Below are 19,497 nucleotides of genomic sequence, written 5' to 3'. Positions count from 1 at the left end.
CTTTGCCTTCCAGGCGGCTTTGCCTCACACAAACTCCTGCAAGATCGTGTCGCTGGCATGAATGCAGACGATTTCGAGCCGTCCGGTGCCGACATTCTCGAAACGGTGCGGAATGTTGGCGGCCACGATGACGATGTCGCCAGGAAAGGCGCGGGTCTTGGCGTCGCCCACGGTAAATTCGGCTTCGCCTTTCCTGACGGCCCACGTTTCGGAATAGGGGTGTATATGCAGGTCAGGCCCTTGGCCGGGCTCATTGTCGACCAGAAAAAGCGATATCTCGCCGCCATGGTCGCGGCCTTCAAAGCGGACCGTGCGGCTCTGATCGGCTCGCGGTTCCTGGTGGCGAAGAATCCTGAACATCCCGTGCCTCCTGCTGGTGCCATTTCCGATCGCAAACTATCTTCACGAGAAGATATATTCCCAAAACTATCTTCCTGTCAAGATATCTTCCTTGATGCAGATGGAAGGTGTATGTCTCGGCTGTGGTGGCATATGAGGCAGAAAATGACGAATGGGGTTAAAGAAGGCGACTCTTACGAGGATCATGTCGACCGGCTGCGCCGGCAATGGGCGCTGGAACTGCCCGACCTCGACACCGAGCCGATGGCGATCCTGGGCCGAGCCTTCCGGCTGTCGAACCTGGTGCGTCCGAGCATTGAGGCGACATTTGCCGATTTTGGCCTCGACCGCGGCGAATTCGACGTGATCGCAACGCTTCGCCGTTCCGGACCGCCTTACCTTATGACCCCGACGGAGATGTATTCGGCGCTGATGATCTCTTCGGGAGGCCTGACCCACAGGCTTGACCGGCTGGAGAAAGCGGGACTGATCCGCCGGGAGAAATCACCACGCGATGGCCGCAGTGTGCTGGTGGCTTTGAGCGAGGCGGGTGCGGCACTCGCCGAAAAGGCCTTCCGCACGGACATGGCGAGCGAATCCTCGTTTTTGCAGGCTCTTGATGGAAAGGAGCGCGAGGCGCTTGCGGCGCTGCTGCGCAAGCTGATCGCCGGAATTGAAAATGAGCAGGCGCGGGGAGAGGACGAGCAGGCGGGCTGAGCGAGATCGGAGCCCGCATCGCCGTTCAGGCAACAACACGCTGCTTTTGCAGCTCATTTACATCGTGTCGGTTTTCGGATATGATATATCCTTAATTCCATTGGCAGAGCCAGCCATCACACGAGTTGCTGAATGATCCTGAAAAGCCAGGTCGAGTGGGCGCTTCACTGCTGCGCCATTCTCGCGGGCCTGCCAGAGGGCAGGTATCTTTCCACCAAGGCGCTCGCGGAGCTTCATGGTCTGCCGAAGGAATATCTCTCCAAAGCACTGCAGAGCCTTTCGCAGGCATCGCTGGTCGAGACCACGCTCGGTCCGAGTGGCGGCTACAGGCTCGCCAAGACCCCCTCGGATATCAACTTTCTCGAGATCGTCGAGGCGGTCGAGGGGAAGGCCCGCAGCTTCACCTGTACGAACATTCGGGCGAACAATCCCTGCCGGCCGGAAGGATATTGCGACAGCAAGCCATGCGCGGTTGCGCGCATCATGTGGGAGGCCGACGAGGCTTGGCGGGATACGCTGAGGCGCGTCCGGCTTTCCGATCTGGTCGGCACCTTGTCCGAGGAGGTGCCGGCCGACATTTGGCGGAGCACGTTCGAATGGGTGCTCAAGCGCGCCGGCTGAGCAGGATGCCGGTCTCTATGCCTTGAAAATAGTCCTGATCGTCTTCAGGATCGCATGGGCGCTGCGGGCATGTTCCGGGGGCAAGGAGGCGCCATTGTGGAAACGCTCGGCGCGGCTGGCGAGGTGGTCGGCGATTTCTTCGGCCAGCGCCGGGCGTTCGCTTAGCAGCGGCGCGAAGGCCTCCTGGTCGATCTCATAGGCGGTCACGGGGGTCAGAGCCTCCAGAGTGCAGACTTCCTGCATACCGGCGAGCAGTCCGGTCTCTCCAAAAAAGTCGCCCGGCGCGAGCCGTCCGCGTTCCTCGCCTGCGTTCCGCGCCGCGATGATGCCGGCGCGCACCATCATCAGTGAGGGGAGCATTTCGTCCTCCCGCACGATCACATCGCCCTTGCGGAACTCCCGGACAGTCGTGGTTTCGGCGAGCCTGCGCTTTTCATCTGATGTCAGCGTCGCAAAGACCGGAATGGCCTCGATCAGGGCAAGCGGCGTTACGCTCGGCGGCTTTGCGCTTTCTTCCGTCGGCAGATCGGCGGTCAGCACCGTCGCCGACGGCGGAATGGCCAGCAGCAGGCCGGCGGATTTGCAATGGCGATAGACGAGATCGAGCACCTCGTTCCGCGCCGGCACCCGCTGGCTCGGGCTCGTCACCCGAAACTGCAGCTCGACCTCAAGCGCCGTGGCATCCAGCCCCTTGAGTGCCACGACCGGCGGTGGTTCGCGCACGATCGAATTGCAGCTCGCAAGCGCCGTTGCCATGACGTGGCGGACCGATGCCGGCATGCGCGTCGGGGCGATGCGGATGGTGAGGATCAGGAGATGGCTCTCGTCCGGCCGGCTGACATTCGTCAGGCCGAGCTTTGCCAGAAAACTGTTCGGCAGAACGACGACATTGTTGGCGCTGGTCAGGATGTGTGTTGCGCGCCAATTGCTTTCGACGACGCGCCCCTCCGTGCCGTCGCTGAGAAGGATCCAGTCGCCGATGATGTATGGCCGTCCGAGTGTCAGGGCGATGCCGGAGAAGACGTCAGCGAGCGTGTTCTGCAGCGCCAGGCCGAGAATGATGGCGACCACGCCCGAGGTCGCGACGAGGGTGCCGATCGGCACGCCGAAGACGAAGGCCAGAACCGACAGGGCCATGCCGATATAGACGACGCCGATGACCAGATCCTGGAGCAGGCGAGCCTCTCGCGGACTGCCCTCCAGCACCAGATAGAGCCTGATGAAACCGATGACGGCCCATGCCAGATGGATCCACCAGAGGGTTTTTGCGACGATGACGAGCAGGGCCCGCGGATCCTCGGACTCATATCCTTGAAACCGGTGGGGTTCGATGCCGCTGCCGACGAGGATCAGCGTCATTACCGCAAAGAAGAGGATCTGCACCACCAGCCGCGTCGTCGGCCGGTGGCGGGAGAGCAGATGCCAGACGACGATTCCGGCGAATCCGACTGTTATCAGGGATATCAGAGGTTTGCCGAAGAGGGCGTCGTCAATCATCTCTCTGTCTCCGGGGTGCGGGGCCGTACATGATTCAGCATCTCGGCCGCCTGCGCAAGCATCAGGCCTGCGCAGGCGGTATCGCATCGGCCCGAAAATTGGCACCGATTTTCGGAAAGCACGATGCGTAGATTCAAAGTGTTGCAGCGTCCTTTGCGCATCTGAAAGACGCGCGGCGCTGTAATGCGGATCGTCATTTCTTGAGCGGATAGGTCAGCTCTTTCTGGTTGGTATCGACGACGAAGACGGCGAGCAGGCGGGCGGGCTTGGTCTCGCTGTCGTTGGCGCTGACGCCATGACGGTCGCCCGGCATTTCGGAGAAGCTCTCTCCGGCATGATAGACCTTGACCGGGCCGTCATTGACCTGGCTGCGGATCGCTCCTTCGAGCACGGTAGCATAGATGAAGGCGGTGTCGGGATGGGTGTGGCCTTCGGAGAAGCCGCCCGGGCCGTATTCGACCAGCACGCCTTTGATGCTCTTACCCGGCACGTTCGGAAGCTCGTGCTCATAGACGAGTGTCACCTTCGCAGACTCGCTGCTGTCATGGGCGCTGACGCCGGTGGCAACCGGAAAGGCGAGGGCGGCGGCGAGGAAAAATGTTCTGATCATCGGAATCTCCATGGTTGCTGGGTCGGGGGAAGACGCGCCCGAGCGGTCGCGTCTCGAGGGCACGTCAGTCATGTCGGCTGGATGGACTTTGCGAACCACTGCTCGAAGGTAATCGAGCCGAGCCGCGGGTTGTTGTCGGAAACGAGCGACTGATCATTCAGTCTTGCGCCGAAATATCTCGCCTCGACATCAGCCTCGGTGGTGCGCGGGTCTTTCATGGCCTTCAGATAGCGGGCGACGAGCTCGCTGAGGCGCGCCCGTTCCGGACCCGCGATCTCGAGCGTCGCGTTGGCGGGAGCAGAGAGGGCCACGTCCGCCATGGCGTCCGCCACGTCGTCGGAAGCAATCGGCTGCACATAGGCCGGCGACAGGTGGACCGTCTGGCCGACCGTTCCCGATCGGGCGATGCCACCGAGGAATTCCATGAACTGCGTCGAATGGACGATGGTGTAGGGAATGCCCGATGCCTTGATCAGTTTTTCCTGGGCAAGCTTGCCGCGGAAATAGCCGCTTTCCTGCAGACGCTCGGTGCCGACGACGGAGAGGGCGATATGGTGCTTGACGCCGGCGAGTTTTTCGGCGGCGAGAAGATTGCGGCCCGAGGTCTCGAAAAATTCGAGCACGGCCTTATCCTCGAAGGACGGCGAATTGGCGAGGTCGAGCACGACTTCGGTGCCCGAGAGCGCCTCCGCCAGTCCTTCTCCCGTGATCGTGTTGACGCCGGAGTTCGGCGAGGCGGCAATCACGTCATGGCCGCGTTTGCGCAGGCGTTCGACAGTCTTCGAACCGATAAGGCCGGTTCCGCCGATGACAACGATTTTCATAATGGATCTCCGTTCGCTGCCGTGGTGCGGCAGCGTCAAAGGTGAATCTTCTCAATGAATTGCGCGGTTTAGTTCAGGCCAGCCTTATCGAGGCCGTAGGCCTTGTCGGCCGTGCCGGGCACGGTCTTGAAGCCGACATTGACGCGGTTCCAGGCGTTGATCGCCATGACGACGAAAGTCAGATCCGAGATCTCCTTCTCGGAAAGCTGGCCGCGCACCCGTTCGTAAATCTCGTCGGGAATGCCGCCCTCGGGAAGCTTCGTCAGTGCTTCGGTCCAGGCAAGGGCTGCACGCTCGCGGGGGATGAACAGGTTCGATTCCCGCCAGATGGCGACGTGGTAGAGCCGCAGTTCCGTCTCGCCGAGGATCTTGGCCTGCTTCACATGCATATCCAGGCAAAAGCCGCATCCATTGATCTGCGAAGCGCGGACCTCGACGAGGGCCTGCAGCTTCTCGTCGATCACGCTGCTCTTCAGCGCCATGCTGAATTCCATGAATTTCTTGAAAAGCTCGGGGGACTGTTGGGCGTAGTTCAGTCGCTGGGTCATGTGTCTCTCCTTTAATTAAGGATATTAAATATCCTTATGGATAGAAGATATCCTTAATTGCTGGACTGTAAAGCCATTCTCGCTTAGTCTGGCTGCATAAAGCCTATGCGCAAAAGTATGAGGGGCAGGGGATGGATATCGTTTCGGCATTGCGGACCTTTCAGCGCGTCGTGGAGACGGGTTCGTTTTCGGCGGCGGCGCACGATCTCGACGTGACGCAGCCGGCGGTCTCGCGACAGGTTGCAGCCCTCGAGGGCCATTTCAACACCCGCCTCCTGCATCGCACGACGAGCGGCCTGTCGCTGACGGCAGAGGGGGAGCGGATGCTGCCGATGGCGCTGCGGATTCTCGAAGCGGTTGAGGAGCTCGGCGATGCGGCCGGATCTGACGGAACCACGGCCTCGGGAAAGGTCAGGCTCAGCGTTCCAGCACCACTCGGCCTCTATCTCAGCGAGCGGCTCGGCGATCTTCTCGCCGCCCATCCGAAGCTCTCGGTCGAACTCATCTTCAGGGAGCAGGGCTCGGATATGATCGAGGAGCGCCTGGATCTCGAAGTGCGCTTGGGCCAGGTCGCCGACAGCAGCCTCGTCTGCCGGCGGATCGGCTGGACGACCGCCTTCCTCGTTGCATCTCCCGCCTATCTCGCACGCAGGGCGGCTCCCCGCGCACCGAAGGAGATCAAGGACCATGAATGCCTGTGCTACAACAGGGCAGGCGAGGCCAATACCTGGTCCTTCTCGAACGGTTCGGAAGACATATCGGTCCGGATCTCGCCGCGGCTGACCGCCTGCAATGCCGTCGCCATTCACCGGGCAGCCCTTGCCGGCGCGGGTCTTGCGGTGCTTTCGCACATCATCGCGATGCCCGATATCGCCGCCGGCCGGCTGGTCCCCGTGATGAAGGATTTCCAGCCGAGCCGGCTGCCGGTTACCGTCGTCTATCCCTCGCGGCGCAACATGCCGCTGCGCGTCAAGACGGTTCTGGATTTTCTCACCGGGGCTATGGGGCAGGACCCGTCGATGTGCGCCAGCGGCGCGGACCGGCAGTGGAACTGATGATCGTCCGGCCGGGCGATTTGCCGTTTTCCGCCTTGCCTAAATCCCGCGAATCCTGCCAAGTCCTGCGATCATGCAATTTGCGCCGCAACAAGATGAAGCCCTGAAGGCTGTTTCGAAATGGCTGAAGGAAGGGCGCTCGCCGCTCTTTCGCCTGTTCGGCTACGCCGGAACGGGAAAGACGACGCTTGCCAAGCATTTTGCCGAAAATGTCGACGGCGACGTGCTGTTTGCCGCATTCACCGGCAAGGCGGCGCAGGTGCTGCGCTCGCGCGGCGCCTCCAACGCCCGGACGATCCATTCGCTGATCTATCGGCCGCGCGGCGAGGAGGCCGTGGAAGACGAGGAAACAGGCAAGACCTCGATCGCGCCGATGTTTTCGATCAACCGGCAAAGCCCGGTCGCCAAGGCGGCGCTGATCATCGTCGACGAATGCTCGATGGTGGACGAGGCGCTCGGCAAGGATCTGATGAGCTTCGGCACGCCGATCCTGGTGCTCGGCGATCCCGGCCAGCTGCCGCCGGTCACAGGCGGCGGCTACTTCACCAATCAGGATCCGGACTACCTGCTCACCGATATCCACCGGCAGGCGCGCGACAATCCGATCATCAAGCTCGCCATGCAGGTGCGCGAAGGCAATGAGGTGATGTACGGCGATTACGGCACGGCCAAGGTGATCTCGAAGAACGAGGTGACGCAGCAGCTGGTGCTCGATGCCGATCAGGTGCTCGTCGGCACCAATCGCACGCGGCGGCGCTACAATCAGCGCCTGCGTGAGTTGAAAGGCTTCAATGCCGATTATCCGCAGACCGGCGACAAGCTCGTCTGCCTGCGGAACGATCCGGCCAAGGGCCTGCTCAACGGTTCGCTCTGGCAGGTGATGACCTCGTCCAAGGAAACGACGAAGCCCGGCATCAATCTGCTCGTCCGCCCTGAGGATGACGACATGGACCGGGGAGCGGCCAAGATCAAACTGCTGAAGCAGGCCTTTGAGGATGTCGAGGGCGAGATTCCCTGGAACACCCGCAAACGCTACGACGAGTTCGACTTCGGCTACGCGCTGACCGTTCACAAGGCGCAGGGTTCGCAATGGAACGATGTCGTGCTCTTCGACGAGAGCTGGGCGTTTCGCGATACCCGGGAACGCTGGCTCTATACAGCAATCACGCGCGCGGCAGAGACGCTGACGATCGTCCGCTGATTCCCGGTCGCACCTGCGACCAGGTCTCATTCGCCATCTGGAGTGGTGAGGAAGAAACGGTGGCGGCCGTATCTTGGGCGGATGGTACTAAGCCTGCACGATGCCGAGCAGAACTGCCTTGGCGATGGCCTGGAAGCGGTTGTTGGCGCGGAATTTCAGGATGATTCCGGCCTCCAGGTCACGGGTTTCGTCATGCTTCAGGTCGAGCGCCCGGGCGATGCGCTGGGTGGAATAACCCTCGGCCATCAGTTCCAGGCAACGCCGCTCCTGTGCGGTCAGGCTTGCACTGTCCTGATTGTCGTTTAACGGCGGCTCCTCGATGCTGCCGTCGTAGTCCAGGAGGTCGCCGACCTGCTGGAGCTGGCGGTGCAGCGTCGACATCTCTGCCGTCAGTTCGCGCTTGCGCACCTGCAGGGCCTCGCGGAACATTGCCTCGGCCGTCTCCTGCGAATCAGCGTTGCGGAGTTCGCCCATCAGTTCCTGGATGACGGCGATCGGCATACCTGTATCGCGGCAGACCGTGATCACGGCCATGCGCATCACATCGTCCTGGCCGTAGACCCTCATCAGGCCGATGCGGTTGGCTGAAATCAACCCTTTCTCTTCATAGAAATGCAGTGTCCTGTGTGTGACGCCGAATGCGTTTGCCATGTCGGCAATAGGCACCGGACCATCAGGTAGATCCGGCGGCAGCGCGGCTGAAGGCAGGAACCGATATCTCGATCGGGCCTCCGAAGCGATACCGGCGGTGGCAAACAGGCGTTTGGAACCGTCTGGCATGAACCCTCCTGGGGCATGTTGTTGCACCTCATGCGGCTTTGCCAGTTGCTTCCCATGCGCGGCGAGTGGGGTTTCCTCTAGGCGTTTTTCTCATTGGGAAAGAAGCAGTACGCGGCGTACTCTACGCAATACGATCTCCACGTTATGCGTGAATGATCTTTTTTATAAGTGCTAAAAATAATCTCTTTTAAATGGGATAGCAACTTTACCGGCATATTTTGCCGGGTCCTTGGGTGTGTTGCACAAAAACCTGTGCTGCACTGCGGGATCTCGTGGTTCTCTTCAAAGGTGACGGGATTTACTATCTGCGGTACGCGTGCGGCAAATGCTCAGCGTAATTTCGGTGCCCATCAGCGATTGGCATCGCATCCATTTGTGAATCTCGTTGGCCATCGCGGAGCACTTGGCTTAAAAGCAGGCCTCCCATTTCCGTGACCGATGGATCTCGCCATGCCCGCCAAGCTCTCCGTGAACCTCAACGCCGTCGCGATGCTGCGCAACCGGCGCGACCTGCCCTGGCCGAGCGTCGAAGCGCTCGGGCGTATCGCGCTGAAATCCGGTGCGAGCGGGCTGACGGTGCATCCGCGCCCCGACCAGCGGCACATCCGCTTTTCCGACCTGCCTGTGATCCGCAACCTGATCGACGACGAATTCCCCAAGACCGAGTTCAATATCGAGGGTTATCCCACAGAGGAATTCTTCGAACTCTGCGCCGGCGCGGCACCCGAGCAGGTGACGCTGGTGCCTGACGATCCCGCCCAGGCGACCTCCGATCACGGCTGGGATTTCCGCAAGCACCAGGCGTTCCTGACCGATGCCGTCGCGCGGCTGAAGACGATGGGATGCCGGGTGTCGCTGTTTGCCGATGGTGACGGGGACGCACAGGCGGTTGAGATCGCCAAGGCGGTCGGCGCCGATCGGATCGAACTCTATACCGGCCCCTATGGCGGTTGCTTCGACGCGCCGGAACGGGCGGCCCCGATCCTCGAAGCGCTCGGTCGGACGGCGGATGCGGCCCTTGCAATCGGCCTCTCCGTCAATGCCGGCCATGACCTGACGGTCGAAAACCTGCCTGATCTGGTGAAGCGTATTCCCCGGCTTGCCGAGGTTTCGATCGGCCACGGGCTGACCGCCGATGCGCTGGAATACGGCATGGCGGAAACGGTGCGTCGCTTCTGCCGGGCGTGTGGGCAGGCGGTTTGAGGAAGGTCGTTTTCTTCTCGCGTATTGGTGGCGACTAACTTGATGCATTGCGAGGATCTCCCGTGCTCGCGAGTGAGGGCGCAGGGATTCCTGTGCTCGTGACATCCGACCTGCGGACCGGCCATATTTCCAACACACGAGCATCTCCTAGTTCTTTCAACCAGGGGGCGCTAGGATGAGAGTTGTTACGCGTCAATTTATGTTTGTCGCGGCGGCATGGGCGTGTTTGCTCTGCTCCGTTGGAGCTGGGGTCGCCGATCCCCGGCCGGAAAGATGGGTGGAAAGGTGCGGCGGCGTCTACGCTCTTTGCGGCTATATCGACAGAGCGACGTTAGAACCGCGGATCGATCGCAAGTTCGAAGTTGCGCTTCCTTTCTCGGAGGGGCTGGCCGCCGTGCGCTCCGAGGGGAAATTCGGCTATATCAATTCGAGTGGCGAGATGGTGATCGCGCCTGCGTTCGGCCTTGCCCGTGCATTTCGCAAAGGCCATGCCGAGGTGGTGCTCGGTGACAAGGCAGCAATCATCGACAGGACGGGAAAGCTTGTAGTGCCGCCGAATTACGCGCGTGCCATCCCATTCGCGGCCGACGCGGCACTCGTTCGTCCTGGCAAAGCGATCGTGCCGGAATCTTTTGGCTTCCCGCGTTTCATGATCGGGGAACTGCTCTTCGAGAGGGACGATCCACGCTATCTGCTCGTCGATCTGCTCTCGGGAAAGATCCTGAAGGACGAGCTGGCCATTAAAGAATTCGACTTCGGTACTTTCGTCTGGGCCGCTCAACCGGGAGGTAAACGATACGGATTGCTTGCTCCCGACGGAACCTGGAAGATCGAGCCTCGCTTCGAAACAGTCGGCAAACTCGGTGGAGGAAGAGCGATCGTCTGTTATGGCGGGCCGGCCGGACACAAAGGCCAGTCCAGCCAACGTGGCCGGGTCGACACCGCCCAATGCGGCGTGATCGACCGGGACGGTCAAACTATTCTCGCCCCACAGCAGTTTAGGATTCATGGGTATCGAAACGGTTTTTACCGTGTGACCGAAGACCAGAAAGCCGGCCTCCTTGACGAGGCGGGACGGTTGCTTGGCGGGCGTTTGTTTGACGATGCGAGATTGCCCGATTATTCCGGTGAGGTGGCCAAGATATTGGTCGACGGCCAGTGGATCGGGCTCAACCGGGCCGGGGACCTGGTGCCCACCCCGGAAGACGGGAAGACGCTGGTGGCATGTCCTTCGGGTATCAAATTCATGCACAGCGGCAACCGTATTCAGGTCGTCGGAGCGGACGAAAAGCCGACGGTTTCGTATCTCTTTGACGATACGCACATGACTTGCGAATTCCCCGTATCGGTTCGGTACAATGGAAAATGGGGATTTCTCAAGCAGGACGGAAAACTGCTTGTCGATCCGCCGTCATTTCAGAGCCAATTTGGTTTCAGCGGTGGCTATGCCGGCGTCAAGGTTGACGGCAAGTGGGGAATACTGGACAACAGCGGTGTACTGGCCCTCGCTCCCCAGTTCGATGAGATGCAGCCCGATTCCGGCGCCTATGCGGTATCGAAGGATGCGCGGAAGTTTTGGATCGACGCATCAGGACGTGAAGTCGCCGAGCCGCGCCGCCTGGAGGATGGGCAATCAAAGTTGCGTTGCGAACCAGACGGCGGACAGCGCGTCTCCAGGAATTCGAACGGAACCTTGCTTTGGGGCATTGCGGACGCAGCCGGGAACATTGTCGTCGAGCCGAAATATCGGGCCATTACCTGTTTCCGAGATGGTCTAGCATGGGTTCCGTTCGACGAACGACGAGAATGGTGTGCAATCGATCGGAACGAGCGGAAACGCGAGAACGTCGCGTGCGTCAAGAACTGGCCTGACAGCAATGTCGCCGACGCGCGCGCTGAGAAAATGTCTGACGATCCCTATGAAAGCGGTGTTCTCTGGATGAGGGCCGAGCTTGAATACGGGCTGGACCTTAGGGAAAAACCGCCTCGCTTCGTCTCGCAATTCTAAGGATCGGCTATTTCCTGCGTCATGAAGCCGTCAGGCGATCTCGTATCGAGAAGCAGCGCGGTATTCTCCGGTGGTCCCTCGGTCATGTTCTTGTCGCAGAATCCAGCCGCAGGCGTCTTCGTCGTGAATGACGCACCTGGAATGAAGCTTTTTTTCAATCAAGGATGGTGTCTACAGCACCCTGTCCTTTGGGTTAAACCCAAAGGACAGGGTGACAAGCGTTGTCTCAGGCGGTCAGCGCCGCCTTGTGTTCGACGAAGAAATCTTTCAGCGGCTGCGGCTGTCTGCCGGTCAGCTTGGTGAAGTCTTCGGTGACGATGTCGAACTTGCCGGCGCGGGTGTTGGCGTCGGCAGAAACCAGCATGTCGGCGACGAAACCGGGAAGGCCGGCGCCGCGCATGCCCTGACCGAGTTGCTCATCATTGACGTCGACCACCTCGAGCGGCTTGCCGGCGACGTCGGAAACGATGGCGGCAATCTGCCGGCTGTTCAGCGACTGGGTGCCGGTCACCGTATAGGTGGCGCTCTCGGATGTGCCGGAGGCAAGGGCTGCGGCGATCGCCAGGGCGCAGTCGTCACGCGAGATGGTCGAGATCTTGCCGTCGCCGGTGGCGCTGTACCATTTGCCGCCCTGCAGATTGTGCGGCATCCCGTGCAGATAGTTGTCGTGATACCAGGCGTCGCGGATGATCGTATGGGCGATGCCGCTTGCCTCGATGGCGTTTTCGCTGCCGAGATGATCGGGCGCGAAGGTGACGAGCGAATTGTCAGGCGCCGGCATCGAGGTGTAGGCGATGTGCTTGACGCCTGATTTGACTGCCGCCGCGACGGCGCCCTGGTGCTGGGCGAGGCGCTTGCCGGGAGTATCCAGTGCATCAGTGCTGATGATCAGCAACCGGTCGACGCCGGCGAAAGCCTTTTCCAGGCCAGCCGTGTCATCGAAATCGGCCTTGCGGGTGACCACACCCTTGTTTTCGAGTTCGGAGAGCTTTTCGGGGCTGCGCGTTGCCGCGACAATGTTGCCGGGGGCGACCTTGTAGGTCTCGATGAGGTGATGGATGACTCGCTGGCCGAGCTGCCCGGCAGCGCCGGTGACCAGGATGGTTTCGCTCATAAGTCGTTTCCTTCTATGTTTCAGTGGCGGTCTCAAAAAGAGAGTAACACTAGAATAGGAATTGACTTGGCGGTGTAAAGGAGGCAGTTTTTCGGCTGTACGTTACCAAAAGGGAACCAGCGATGAGCGGTGCAGTCCTCAGTTTGAAGAACAGGATGCCGGGGACGCGGCGCGAGATCGATCTTGCCGGCCTCGATTTCGGCAACTGCCCGGTCAGGGACATGATGCAGCAGATCGGCGGCAAATGGTCGACGCTGCTCCTCGATGTGCTGGCCGATCGGCCCTATCGGTTCGGCGAGCTGCGGCGGATGATCCCTGATATTTCGCAGCGCATGCTGACGCAGACGCTGCGCGACCTGCAGAGGGACGGTTACATCCACCGCGAGGTGTTCCCGACCAAGCCGCCGAGTGTGGAATATTCGATGACCGAACTCGGCCGCTCGCTTTACCAGACGCTGGCGCAACTGTTGAACTGGGCGGAAGCAAACCATGGTGCGGTTCGCGCCGCCCGTTCGCAATTCGATTCCGCCAACAGCTAGTGCCACTGATAAATCGGACTATCAGGTCGATCGCATAAACAGAGCGCGGAACAATTCCTCCGATCGTCGCAAACCTTCGTCACTTAGAACCACAGACTTGGCCTTGCCTGCGGGATTTGCAATCAGACCTTTCTGATGCAAACGGTCCATCACGTCCCAGTCAAAACCTTTCCAGGCATGGTCTCCGTCATGCAGCGTCAGCCATAACAATGCGAGAACGGCATCGTCGATTTTCTCTTCGTCTATCTCCATGCCGGAATCCCATGCAAAAGGGAGAAAATTCTGCAGCTCTGAAACGGATGAATACGCTGCCTCCTGGAGGAGGGCATCCAAAAGTTGGCTCTGTCAAGGTTTTAGGTGTTCGATCCTGGATTCTGATGGCGCCTTACTTGCCGCGTCCTTCCGTCAGGAACAGCAGGAAGGCCAGCGCCGGGAAGCAGAAACCGATCCAGGCCGTCATCGTCCAGCCGCCGGTCGCATAGGCCCAGCCGCCGAGTGCTGAGCCGAGCGCGCCGCCGGCAAAGAAGGTCGCCATGAACAGGCCGTTGAGCCGGCTGCGGTGTTCCGGGTTCAGCGCATAGATGGCGCGCTGGCCGCAGACGAGATTGGTCGTCACGCCGAAATCGAGAAGGATCGCCGCTGCCGTCAAGAGCAGCAAAGCGCCAAGCGAGCCGTCGCTAGCGAAATGGCCAATCAGGAAGGCAGCCATGCCGAGCAGCATGGCAAGCGTCGAGGCGATCTTCGTCATGCCGCGATCGGCAAGCCGGCCGGCAATCGGCGAGGCGATGGCGCCGGCTGCACCGGCAAGCGCGAAGAGGGCAATGCCGTTCTGCGTCAGGCCGAAGGCGGGACTTGCGAGCAGCAGCGGCGTCGTCGTCCAGAACAGGCTGAAGGCACCGAACATGCCGGCCTGATAGAGCGCCCGGCGCTGCAGCACCCGCGAGGTCAGTGCCAGGTGGCCCATGGAAGCGAGCAGTTCGCCGTAGCGTAGCCGGGTCGTCGGCCGGCGGACCGGCAGGTTGGCGCGGAGCACGACGGCGAGCACGAGCATGACGCCAGCAGTGACGTAGTAGACCACATGCCAGGAAGAGGCTTCGGCGACGAAGCTTGCGAAGGGGCGCGCCAGCATGATGCCGCAGAGCAGGCCGCTCATGACGTTGCCGACGACCTGGCCACGGGTGGCATCCGGCGCCATGTTGGCGGCAAAGGGAACCAGGACCTGAACTGCGACCGATGAAAGACCGATAGAGAGCGAGGCGACGAGGAAGGTTGTGGGCGTCGAAGACAGCGCCGCGCCGATGAGCGCAACGGCGGAGACGGCGATCAGCATCAGCACCAGACGGCGGTTTTCGGTGAGATCGCCGAGCGGCACGATCAGCAGCAGGCCGAGGCCGTAGCCGATCTGCGTTAACGTGACTATCAGGCCGGTGGCGGCAGGCGTGAAGCCGAGATCGGCGCTGATCGGGCCGGCGAGCGGCTGGCCGTAATAGAGATTGGCGGCCACCAGCCCGCAGGCGGCGGCGAAAAGGAAGGTGAGCCAGGGGGATAGCGCCCGGGGAATGGCCTCATCCGGCGTGGTGGCTGAAATGCTCATCGGAAACTCCGGTATTCAAAGATTGGAATGAATGCAAAAAATGCTGGCTGCGGCCACCCGATCCTTGACCGAATGCCGGTATTTCTCTTGTCCACGGTGCGGACTGTTCAGGTTACGAGCTTCATCGCGGCCTCGGCCGCGGACAGCATCTCTTCCCTGCTGCGTCCTGTTTTGCCGATGACGCGTAGGCCCTTGGTAAAGCAGAGGAAGGCGAGGGCGGCGGCATCCGGGTCTACCGTCTTCGGAATGGTGCCGTCTGCCTGGCCGATGCGGATGAGATCGGCCATCAGCTTTTCGTCCGCGGCAAAGGCGGTCACGACGTGGGCCGCGGCTTCCTCGTCAAGCAGGGCGAAGTCGTTGGCGCCGCCAACGACGAGACAGCCTTTGCGGCCGGCCTCGCCATAGGAGAGCTCGGTATAATACATCACCATCTCGAAGACCTTCTCGCGACCCGTCTTTGCAGACGCGATCATCGCTTCCAGCCGCCGTCGGCCGAGTTTTCGATAATGGGCGAAAGCAGCGAGGAAGATACCGCGCTTGTCCTTGAATGCCTTGTAGATGCTCCCCGAAGCAAGGCCCATTGCTTCGGTCAATTCGCTGATGGCGGCGGCGTGGTAGCCGCGTTCGGAAAAGACGCGCAGCGCCGCATCGAGTGCTGCGTCCATATCGAACTCGCGCGGACGGCCGCGGCTGCGGGTCTTTGCTTCGGATGTGAGGGTGGCGTCGGTCATGGCGCCATAATTAGGGAGCGACCGTTTCCAAATCAAGTGAAATTTCTGCGACGCAACAAATTCAGAGATCGAGCAACCAGTTCTGGCCGTTCGCCTCGGGGCCGAACATGCGATGTCTCTCCTCGGAGACAAGGCGGAATCCTGTCTTGACGTAGATGGCGCGGGCGGTCTCCAGCATGTCATTGGTCCAGAGCGAGAGTTCGCGGTAGCCTTTCTGCCTGGAGAAGCGGATGCATTCGTCGACCAGCAGTTTGCCGAGCCCGAGGCCGCGGGCTGATTTGTCGACATAGAGCAGGCGGAGCTTGGCGATGCCGTCGCCGCCATTGGTGACGAGGACGGAGCCGACATTGACGCCGCGGCGTTCGGCGATCCAGCAATATTCCTTGGCCGGATCGAAATTGGCGAGGAATTTTCCGGCGACCTCGGCGACCAGCGCCTCGAAGCGCAGGTCCCAGCCATATTCCTCGGCATAGAAGCGGCCCTGGCTCTGAACGATCCAGCCGATATCGCCGGCGCGGTGGGCGCGGATGATGGCCGGTGCGGGCTTTGCCGCCGGGTCGAGCAGGGCGCGGATCGTGTGCATGGCGGAGACCGCTGCCTCCGGTTCGCCAGTCGCCAAGCGATCGAAACGGGCGGCGATCTGCGCATTGGAGCGTCGGCCGAGTTCCTCGAACGTCTCTCGTCCCCGATCGGTGACAATGATGACCTGGCTGCGAAGATCTGCCGGATCGGGGCTGGTTTCGATCAGCCCTTCGGCGCGGAAACGCTTGAGGATGCGGCTGAGATAGGCCGGGTCGAGCTGCAGGTCGCGGGCAAGCGCTACAGCGCTGATGCCCTCATGCGAGCCGACCTCGAAGAGGATGCGGGCATCGGTCAGCGTGAAGGGCGTGTCGAGATAGGCCTTGTTCAGCAGGCCGAGGAAGTTCGTATAGAAGCGGTTGAAATCGCGGGCGGTTTCGATAAGGGTGATATCGGACATGGCAACAAATCTCCAGATGGAGATTCTTGCCAGTTTGTTGACGGACCTCGCTCTTTACTCGGCGTCATCCTCGGCCTTGTGCCGAGGATCTGCTGCACCGGTAGCAGATGCTCGGGACAAGCCCGAGCATGACGAAAGAGGTGTTGGCTGACTTTGTCAGCAGTCCGGCAAAGATCTCCAGATGGAGACCTTGTCCTGCATTTAGTGGACTGAGTCAATTAATTTGACGACTTCAGGCTGCTTCTTCTTCTGCCGCTTCGTCTGCGCCGAGCGCGAAATCGACCGCCGCCCGCGCATGGATCGCGGTGGTGTCAAAGCCTGGCAGCGGCAGGTGATTGGGGTCGAGGATCAGGCAGATTTCGGTGCAGCCGAGGATGATGCTGTCGGCGCCGTTGTCGACGGCGCGAGCGATGACATCGAACAGTTTTTGACGCGAACTGTCGAGCACCTTGCCGGCGCAGAGTTCGTTGAAGATGATATCGTGCACCGTCGTGCGGTCGCTCGCATCAGGCACCATGATATCAACACCAAGGCTCTTCATGCGGTCGCTGTAGAAGCCGTGCTCCATCGTGTAGCGGGTAGCAAGCAGCAGCGGGCGCTTGCGGCCGGCCGCATGCAGCGATTTCGCCGTCTCGTCGATGATGTGGATCAGCGGCACGGAGATCTTCTCCGCGACCTTGTCGGCGATCAGATGCATGGTGTTGGTGCAGATCAGGATGCAGCCGGCGCCGGCGATCTGCAGGCGCAGAGCCACATCGGCGAGGCGACGGGCGGCCATATCCCAGTCGCCGGCCTTCTGAAGCGCGACGATCTCCTCGAAATTGACCGAATGCAGGATGAGTTCGGCCGAGGCGAGGCCACCCTTGCGGTCACGCACCATCTCGTTGACAACACGGTAATAGACCGCCGAACTTTCGAAACTCATGCCGCCGATAAGGCCAATCGTTTCCATCTCTTCATGCTCTCCATGCTTCTGAACTTTCGAAAATGATGCCGCAATCCCGACGCGATGTGTTTGCTTTGTTTGTCCCTCGCATCAGATACGTGATATGGTTTTGCGTCATTTTATGAAATTCTGCAAAAAAGACGCGAGAGGTATATGTTCGACACATGCTTGATGATCGCGACAGACGCATTCTGGACATGCTGCAGAAGGATGCGGGCATATCCGTGACCGATCTTGCCGAGCGCGTGGCACTTTCGATATCGGCCTGCTCGCGGCGCATCCAACGGCTTGAGGAGAGCGGCCATATCGCCCGGCGCATCGTCGTGCTCGACCGGGAAAAAATGGGCGTGCCGACGACGGTCTTCGCGCTGGTCAAGACGGCGCACCATTCCGACGAATGGACGGAGACCTTTCGCCGGATTATCAGCGACATTCCGGAGATCGTCGAAGCGCACCGACTGACCGGCAACCACGATTACATCTTGAAGATCGTGCTGCCGCGCGTCGAGCATTACGATGTGATCTACAAGCAGATCGTGCGCAAGATCGAGCTCTTCGACGTCTCGGCCTCGATCTCGATGGAGCTTCTGAAGGGCGGCACGGCGATCCCCGTCGGATATGCCGATTGAGCCAGCTCCACCGACCGGGATGCAGGGGAGCTATGCCGAAACGGCAGTTGCAACCATCACGGCGAAGGCCACATTGGCTTTGAGCGAAATGGCGCAAAAGGGGTAGGTCATGAGCGATCATCATGTCGTCGTTGTCGGCGGCGGTTTCGGCGGGCTGCAACTCGTCAACGGCTTGAAGGGCGCCGGTGTCAGAATCACGCTGGTCGATCGGCGCAATCACCATCTCTTCCAGCCGCTGCTCTATCAGGTGGCGACCACCATTCTCTCCACCTCGGAGATCGCCTGGCCGATCCGCCGCCTCTATGCCGACCGGCCTGACGTGACGGTGCTGCTCGGCGAGGTCACCGGCGTCGACAGCGGTGCGAAGACGGTTTCCTTACGCAACGGCATGACTCTTGGTTACGATACGCTGGTTCTGGCGACCGGGGCGACACATGCCTATTTCGGCCACGACGAATGGGAGCCGGTGGCGCCGGGCCTGAAGACGCTGGAGGATGCGACGACGATCCGCCGGCGCCTGCTGCTTGCCTTCGAGAAGGCGGAGATGGAGGCCGATCCCGCCGTACGCGATGCGCTGTTGACCTTCACCATCGTCGGGGCGGGGCCGACCGGCGTCGAGCTGGCCGGCATCATCGCCGAACTTGCGCATTTCACGCTGCCCAAGGAATTCCGCAACATCGACACGCGCAAGACTCGCGTCGTGCTGGTCGAGGCCGGCCCGAGGGTGCTGCCGACCTTCGCCGAGGAGCTTTCGGCCTATGCGCAGAAGGCGCTGGAGAAGCTCGGGGTCGAGATCCATCTCGGCAAGCCGGTGACCGAATGCAACGCCGACGGCGTGAAGATCGGCGAGACCTTCGTTGCCAGCCGGACGATCGTCTGGGCAGCCGGCGTCACCGCCTCGCCGGCGGCGCGGTGGCTCGACGTTGCGGCCGACCGGGCGGGCCGCGTCGTGGTCGAGAAGGATCTGAGCGCGCCGGGGCTGCCTAACGTCTTCGTCGTCGGCGATACCGCCTCCGTCATGCGCGAGGACGGCAAGCCGGTGCCGGGCATTGCGCCCGCCGCCAAGCAGCAGGGCGGTTACGTCGCCAAGGTGATCCGCGCCCGCATATCCGGCAAACCGGCGCCGGCGCCTTTCCGTTACTGGCATCAGGGCAGCCTGGCGACGATCGGCAAGAGTGCTGCGATCATCGATTTCGGCCGGATCAAGCTGAAGGGCTGGCTCGCCTGGTGGATCTGGGGACTTGCCCATATCTACTTCCTGATCGGCACCCGCTCGCGCTTCTCCGTCGCCTGGAGCTGGCTCTGGATCTATCTGAGCGGCCAGCACAGCGCCCGGTTGATCACCCAGCGAGAGACTATGCGGGAGGAGGGGTAACTCTTCTTTGGGTCATGTTGGGGACAGCAGGAGAGGGCATGCCGTGATCGCCCCCCTCTGCCCTGCCGGGCATCTCCCCCACAGGTGGGGAGATCACAAGTGGCGAAACCGTCCCATCTCTCTAACGTTTCATCCAGCTTTGACGTCAGTTGTTTGGGGAAGCCGGCGACCCTAGCTAATCTCCCCA

At 61.1% G+C, this 19,497-nt stretch carries 21 protein-coding genes; 9 read left to right on the top strand and 12 right to left on the bottom strand.

Annotation, left to right across the window (positions count from 1 at the left end):
* Positions 1 to 24: 24 nt before the first annotated feature.
* The gene (locus AC25BC_RS14035) at positions 25 to 360 is read right to left on the bottom strand and encodes a cupin domain-containing protein (protein WP_128438167.1); all 336 of its coding nucleotides are present in this window, start codon (positions 358 to 360) and stop codon (positions 25 to 27) included.
* 144 nt (positions 361 to 504) lie between these two features.
* Between AC25BC_RS14035 and AC25BC_RS14030 the strand changes: the two genes are divergently transcribed.
* Positions 505 to 1,056: a MarR family winged helix-turn-helix transcriptional regulator gene (locus AC25BC_RS14030; RefSeq protein WP_128438166.1), complete on the top strand. Its 552-nt coding sequence runs from the start codon at positions 505 to 507 to the stop codon at positions 1,054 to 1,056.
* 132 nt (positions 1,057 to 1,188) lie between these two features.
* A complete protein-coding gene (locus AC25BC_RS14025; RefSeq protein WP_012758212.1) occupies positions 1,189 to 1,677 on the top strand; it encodes an RrF2 family transcriptional regulator in 489 nt (162 codons plus the stop codon).
* Between the two features lie 15 nt (positions 1,678 to 1,692).
* Here AC25BC_RS14025 and AC25BC_RS14020 read toward each other — a convergent pair whose 3' ends face one another.
* The 4 genes from AC25BC_RS14020 to AC25BC_RS14005 form a co-directional block, all read right to left on the bottom strand.
* The gene (locus AC25BC_RS14020; protein WP_128438165.1) at positions 1,693 to 3,174 is read right to left on the bottom strand and encodes a cyclic nucleotide-binding domain-containing protein; all 1,482 of its coding nucleotides are present in this window, start codon (positions 3,172 to 3,174) and stop codon (positions 1,693 to 1,695) included.
* Positions 3,175 to 3,367: 193 nt separating this feature from the next.
* Positions 3,368 to 3,784 (bottom strand): cupin domain-containing protein, encoded by a 417-nt coding sequence (locus AC25BC_RS14015; RefSeq protein WP_128438164.1) that lies wholly within the window; start codon positions 3,782 to 3,784, stop codon positions 3,368 to 3,370.
* 68 nt (positions 3,785 to 3,852) lie between these two features.
* Complete coding sequence (locus AC25BC_RS14010) at positions 3,853 to 4,608, bottom strand: SDR family oxidoreductase (RefSeq protein ID WP_012758209.1); 756 nt, start codon at positions 4,606 to 4,608, stop codon at positions 3,853 to 3,855.
* Between the two features lie 68 nt (positions 4,609 to 4,676).
* The gene (locus AC25BC_RS14005; RefSeq protein ID WP_012758208.1) at positions 4,677 to 5,156 is read right to left on the bottom strand and encodes a carboxymuconolactone decarboxylase family protein; all 480 of its coding nucleotides are present in this window, start codon (positions 5,154 to 5,156) and stop codon (positions 4,677 to 4,679) included.
* A 131-nt stretch (positions 5,157 to 5,287) separates the two neighbouring features.
* Here AC25BC_RS14005 and AC25BC_RS14000 point away from each other — a divergent pair, with 131 nt between their 5' ends.
* Together AC25BC_RS14000 and AC25BC_RS13995 are read left to right on the top strand one after the other, a co-directional pair.
* Positions 5,288 to 6,211, top strand: coding sequence for a LysR family transcriptional regulator (locus AC25BC_RS14000; protein ID WP_012758207.1), 924 nt, complete (start codon positions 5,288 to 5,290; stop codon positions 6,209 to 6,211).
* A 73-nt stretch (positions 6,212 to 6,284) separates the two neighbouring features.
* The gene (locus tag AC25BC_RS13995; protein ID WP_003560862.1) at positions 6,285 to 7,412 is read left to right on the top strand and encodes an ATP-dependent DNA helicase; all 1,128 of its coding nucleotides are present in this window, start codon (positions 6,285 to 6,287) and stop codon (positions 7,410 to 7,412) included.
* Between the two features lie 87 nt (positions 7,413 to 7,499).
* On the opposite strand, the gene AC25BC_RS13990 is transcribed toward AC25BC_RS13995, so the two are convergent.
* On the bottom strand, positions 7,500 to 8,192 hold the full coding sequence (locus AC25BC_RS13990; protein WP_012758206.1) for a MerR family transcriptional regulator: 693 nt from the start codon (positions 8,190 to 8,192) through the stop codon (positions 7,500 to 7,502).
* 450 nt (positions 8,193 to 8,642) lie between these two features.
* Here AC25BC_RS13990 and AC25BC_RS13985 point away from each other — a divergent pair, with 450 nt between their 5' ends.
* Positions 8,643 to 9,395, top strand: coding sequence for a pyridoxine 5'-phosphate synthase (locus AC25BC_RS13985; RefSeq protein ID WP_128438163.1), 753 nt, complete (start codon positions 8,643 to 8,645; stop codon positions 9,393 to 9,395).
* A gap of 277 nt (positions 9,396 to 9,672) precedes the next feature.
* A complete protein-coding gene (locus AC25BC_RS13980) occupies positions 9,673 to 11,403 on the top strand; it encodes a WG repeat-containing protein (RefSeq protein ID WP_128438282.1) in 1,731 nt (576 codons plus the stop codon).
* A gap of 226 nt (positions 11,404 to 11,629) precedes the next feature.
* Here AC25BC_RS13980 and AC25BC_RS13975 read toward each other — a convergent pair whose 3' ends face one another.
* The gene (locus tag AC25BC_RS13975; RefSeq protein WP_128438162.1) at positions 11,630 to 12,517 is read right to left on the bottom strand and encodes an SDR family oxidoreductase; all 888 of its coding nucleotides are present in this window, start codon (positions 12,515 to 12,517) and stop codon (positions 11,630 to 11,632) included.
* A gap of 122 nt (positions 12,518 to 12,639) precedes the next feature.
* Between AC25BC_RS13975 and AC25BC_RS13970 the strand changes: the two genes are divergently transcribed.
* Positions 12,640 to 13,056, top strand: coding sequence for a winged helix-turn-helix transcriptional regulator (locus AC25BC_RS13970; protein ID WP_029870338.1), 417 nt, complete (start codon positions 12,640 to 12,642; stop codon positions 13,054 to 13,056).
* Positions 13,057 to 13,077: 21 nt separating this feature from the next.
* Here AC25BC_RS13970 and AC25BC_RS13965 read toward each other — a convergent pair whose 3' ends face one another.
* The 5 genes from AC25BC_RS13965 to AC25BC_RS13945 all read right to left on the bottom strand — a co-directional run bounded on the left by AC25BC_RS13965 (position 13,078) and on the right by AC25BC_RS13945 (position 17,312).
* Positions 13,078 to 13,308: a DUF6429 family protein gene (locus tag AC25BC_RS13965; RefSeq protein WP_128438161.1), complete on the bottom strand. Its 231-nt coding sequence runs from the start codon at positions 13,306 to 13,308 to the stop codon at positions 13,078 to 13,080.
* 133 nt (positions 13,309 to 13,441) lie between these two features.
* A complete protein-coding gene (locus AC25BC_RS13960; RefSeq protein WP_128438160.1) occupies positions 13,442 to 14,650 on the bottom strand; it encodes an MFS transporter in 1,209 nt (402 codons plus the stop codon).
* Positions 14,651 to 14,757: 107 nt separating this feature from the next.
* A complete protein-coding gene (locus AC25BC_RS13955; RefSeq protein ID WP_128406268.1) occupies positions 14,758 to 15,381 on the bottom strand; it encodes a TetR/AcrR family transcriptional regulator in 624 nt (207 codons plus the stop codon).
* Between the two features lie 61 nt (positions 15,382 to 15,442).
* Positions 15,443 to 16,360, bottom strand: coding sequence for a bifunctional helix-turn-helix transcriptional regulator/GNAT family N-acetyltransferase (locus AC25BC_RS13950; protein WP_128438159.1), 918 nt, complete (start codon positions 16,358 to 16,360; stop codon positions 15,443 to 15,445).
* 232 nt (positions 16,361 to 16,592) lie between these two features.
* Complete coding sequence (locus AC25BC_RS13945; RefSeq protein WP_128438158.1) at positions 16,593 to 17,312, bottom strand: aspartate/glutamate racemase family protein; 720 nt, start codon at positions 17,310 to 17,312, stop codon at positions 16,593 to 16,595.
* Between the two features lie 158 nt (positions 17,313 to 17,470).
* Between AC25BC_RS13945 and AC25BC_RS13940 the strand changes: the two genes are divergently transcribed.
* Together AC25BC_RS13940 and AC25BC_RS13935 are read left to right on the top strand one after the other, a co-directional pair.
* Positions 17,471 to 17,935, top strand: a complete 465-nt coding sequence (locus AC25BC_RS13940; RefSeq protein WP_003541227.1) for an Lrp/AsnC family transcriptional regulator — start codon at positions 17,471 to 17,473, stop codon at positions 17,933 to 17,935.
* A gap of 109 nt (positions 17,936 to 18,044) precedes the next feature.
* Positions 18,045 to 19,310, top strand: coding sequence for an NAD(P)/FAD-dependent oxidoreductase (locus tag AC25BC_RS13935; protein WP_128438157.1), 1,266 nt, complete (start codon positions 18,045 to 18,047; stop codon positions 19,308 to 19,310).
* Positions 19,311 to 19,497 lie beyond the last annotated feature (187 nt).

The organism is Rhizobium sp. WSM409, assembly GCF_057653825.1.
The sequence above is the reverse complement of the archived record's forward strand: the minus strand, read 5'-3'. Positions and strand labels throughout refer to the sequence as shown.

Excerpts from the sequence above, each read along its gene's own strand:
- AC25BC_RS14035 (WP_128438167.1), bottom strand. The coding sequence starts at position 360 with ATGTTCAGGATTCTTCGCCACCAGGAACCGCGAGCCGATCAGAGCCGC.
- AC25BC_RS14030 (WP_128438166.1), top strand. The coding sequence starts at position 505 with ATGACGAATGGGGTTAAAGAAGGCGACTCTTACGAGGATCATGTCGAC.
- AC25BC_RS14025 (WP_012758212.1), top strand. The coding sequence starts at position 1,189 with ATGATCCTGAAAAGCCAGGTCGAGTGGGCGCTTCACTGCTGCGCCATT.
- AC25BC_RS14020 (WP_128438165.1), bottom strand. The coding sequence starts at position 3,174 with ATGATTGACGACGCCCTCTTCGGCAAACCTCTGATATCCCTGATAACA.
- AC25BC_RS14015 (WP_128438164.1), bottom strand. The coding sequence starts at position 3,784 with ATGATCAGAACATTTTTCCTCGCCGCCGCCCTCGCCTTTCCGGTTGCC.
- AC25BC_RS14010 (WP_012758209.1), bottom strand. The coding sequence starts at position 4,608 with ATGAAAATCGTTGTCATCGGCGGAACCGGCCTTATCGGTTCGAAGACT.
- AC25BC_RS14005 (WP_012758208.1), bottom strand. The coding sequence starts at position 5,156 with ATGACCCAGCGACTGAACTACGCCCAACAGTCCCCCGAGCTTTTCAAG.
- AC25BC_RS14000 (WP_012758207.1), top strand. The coding sequence starts at position 5,288 with ATGGATATCGTTTCGGCATTGCGGACCTTTCAGCGCGTCGTGGAGACG.
- AC25BC_RS13995 (WP_003560862.1), top strand. The coding sequence starts at position 6,285 with ATGCAATTTGCGCCGCAACAAGATGAAGCCCTGAAGGCTGTTTCGAAA.
- AC25BC_RS13990 (WP_012758206.1), bottom strand. The coding sequence starts at position 8,192 with ATGCCAGACGGTTCCAAACGCCTGTTTGCCACCGCCGGTATCGCTTCG.
- AC25BC_RS13985 (WP_128438163.1), top strand. The coding sequence starts at position 8,643 with ATGCCCGCCAAGCTCTCCGTGAACCTCAACGCCGTCGCGATGCTGCGC.
- AC25BC_RS13975 (WP_128438162.1), bottom strand. The coding sequence starts at position 12,517 with ATGAGCGAAACCATCCTGGTCACCGGCGCTGCCGGGCAGCTCGGCCAG.
- AC25BC_RS13970 (WP_029870338.1), top strand. The coding sequence starts at position 12,640 with ATGAGCGGTGCAGTCCTCAGTTTGAAGAACAGGATGCCGGGGACGCGG.
- AC25BC_RS13965 (WP_128438161.1), bottom strand. The coding sequence starts at position 13,308 with ATGGAGATAGACGAAGAGAAAATCGACGATGCCGTTCTCGCATTGTTA.
- AC25BC_RS13960 (WP_128438160.1), bottom strand. The coding sequence starts at position 14,650 with ATGAGCATTTCAGCCACCACGCCGGATGAGGCCATTCCCCGGGCGCTA.
- AC25BC_RS13955 (WP_128406268.1), bottom strand. The coding sequence starts at position 15,381 with ATGACCGACGCCACCCTCACATCCGAAGCAAAGACCCGCAGCCGCGGC.
- AC25BC_RS13950 (WP_128438159.1), bottom strand. The coding sequence starts at position 16,360 with ATGTCCGATATCACCCTTATCGAAACCGCCCGCGATTTCAACCGCTTC.
- AC25BC_RS13945 (WP_128438158.1), bottom strand. The coding sequence starts at position 17,312 with ATGGAAACGATTGGCCTTATCGGCGGCATGAGTTTCGAAAGTTCGGCG.
- AC25BC_RS13940 (WP_003541227.1), top strand. The coding sequence starts at position 17,471 with ATGCTTGATGATCGCGACAGACGCATTCTGGACATGCTGCAGAAGGAT.
- AC25BC_RS13935 (WP_128438157.1), top strand. The coding sequence starts at position 18,045 with ATGAGCGATCATCATGTCGTCGTTGTCGGCGGCGGTTTCGGCGGGCTG.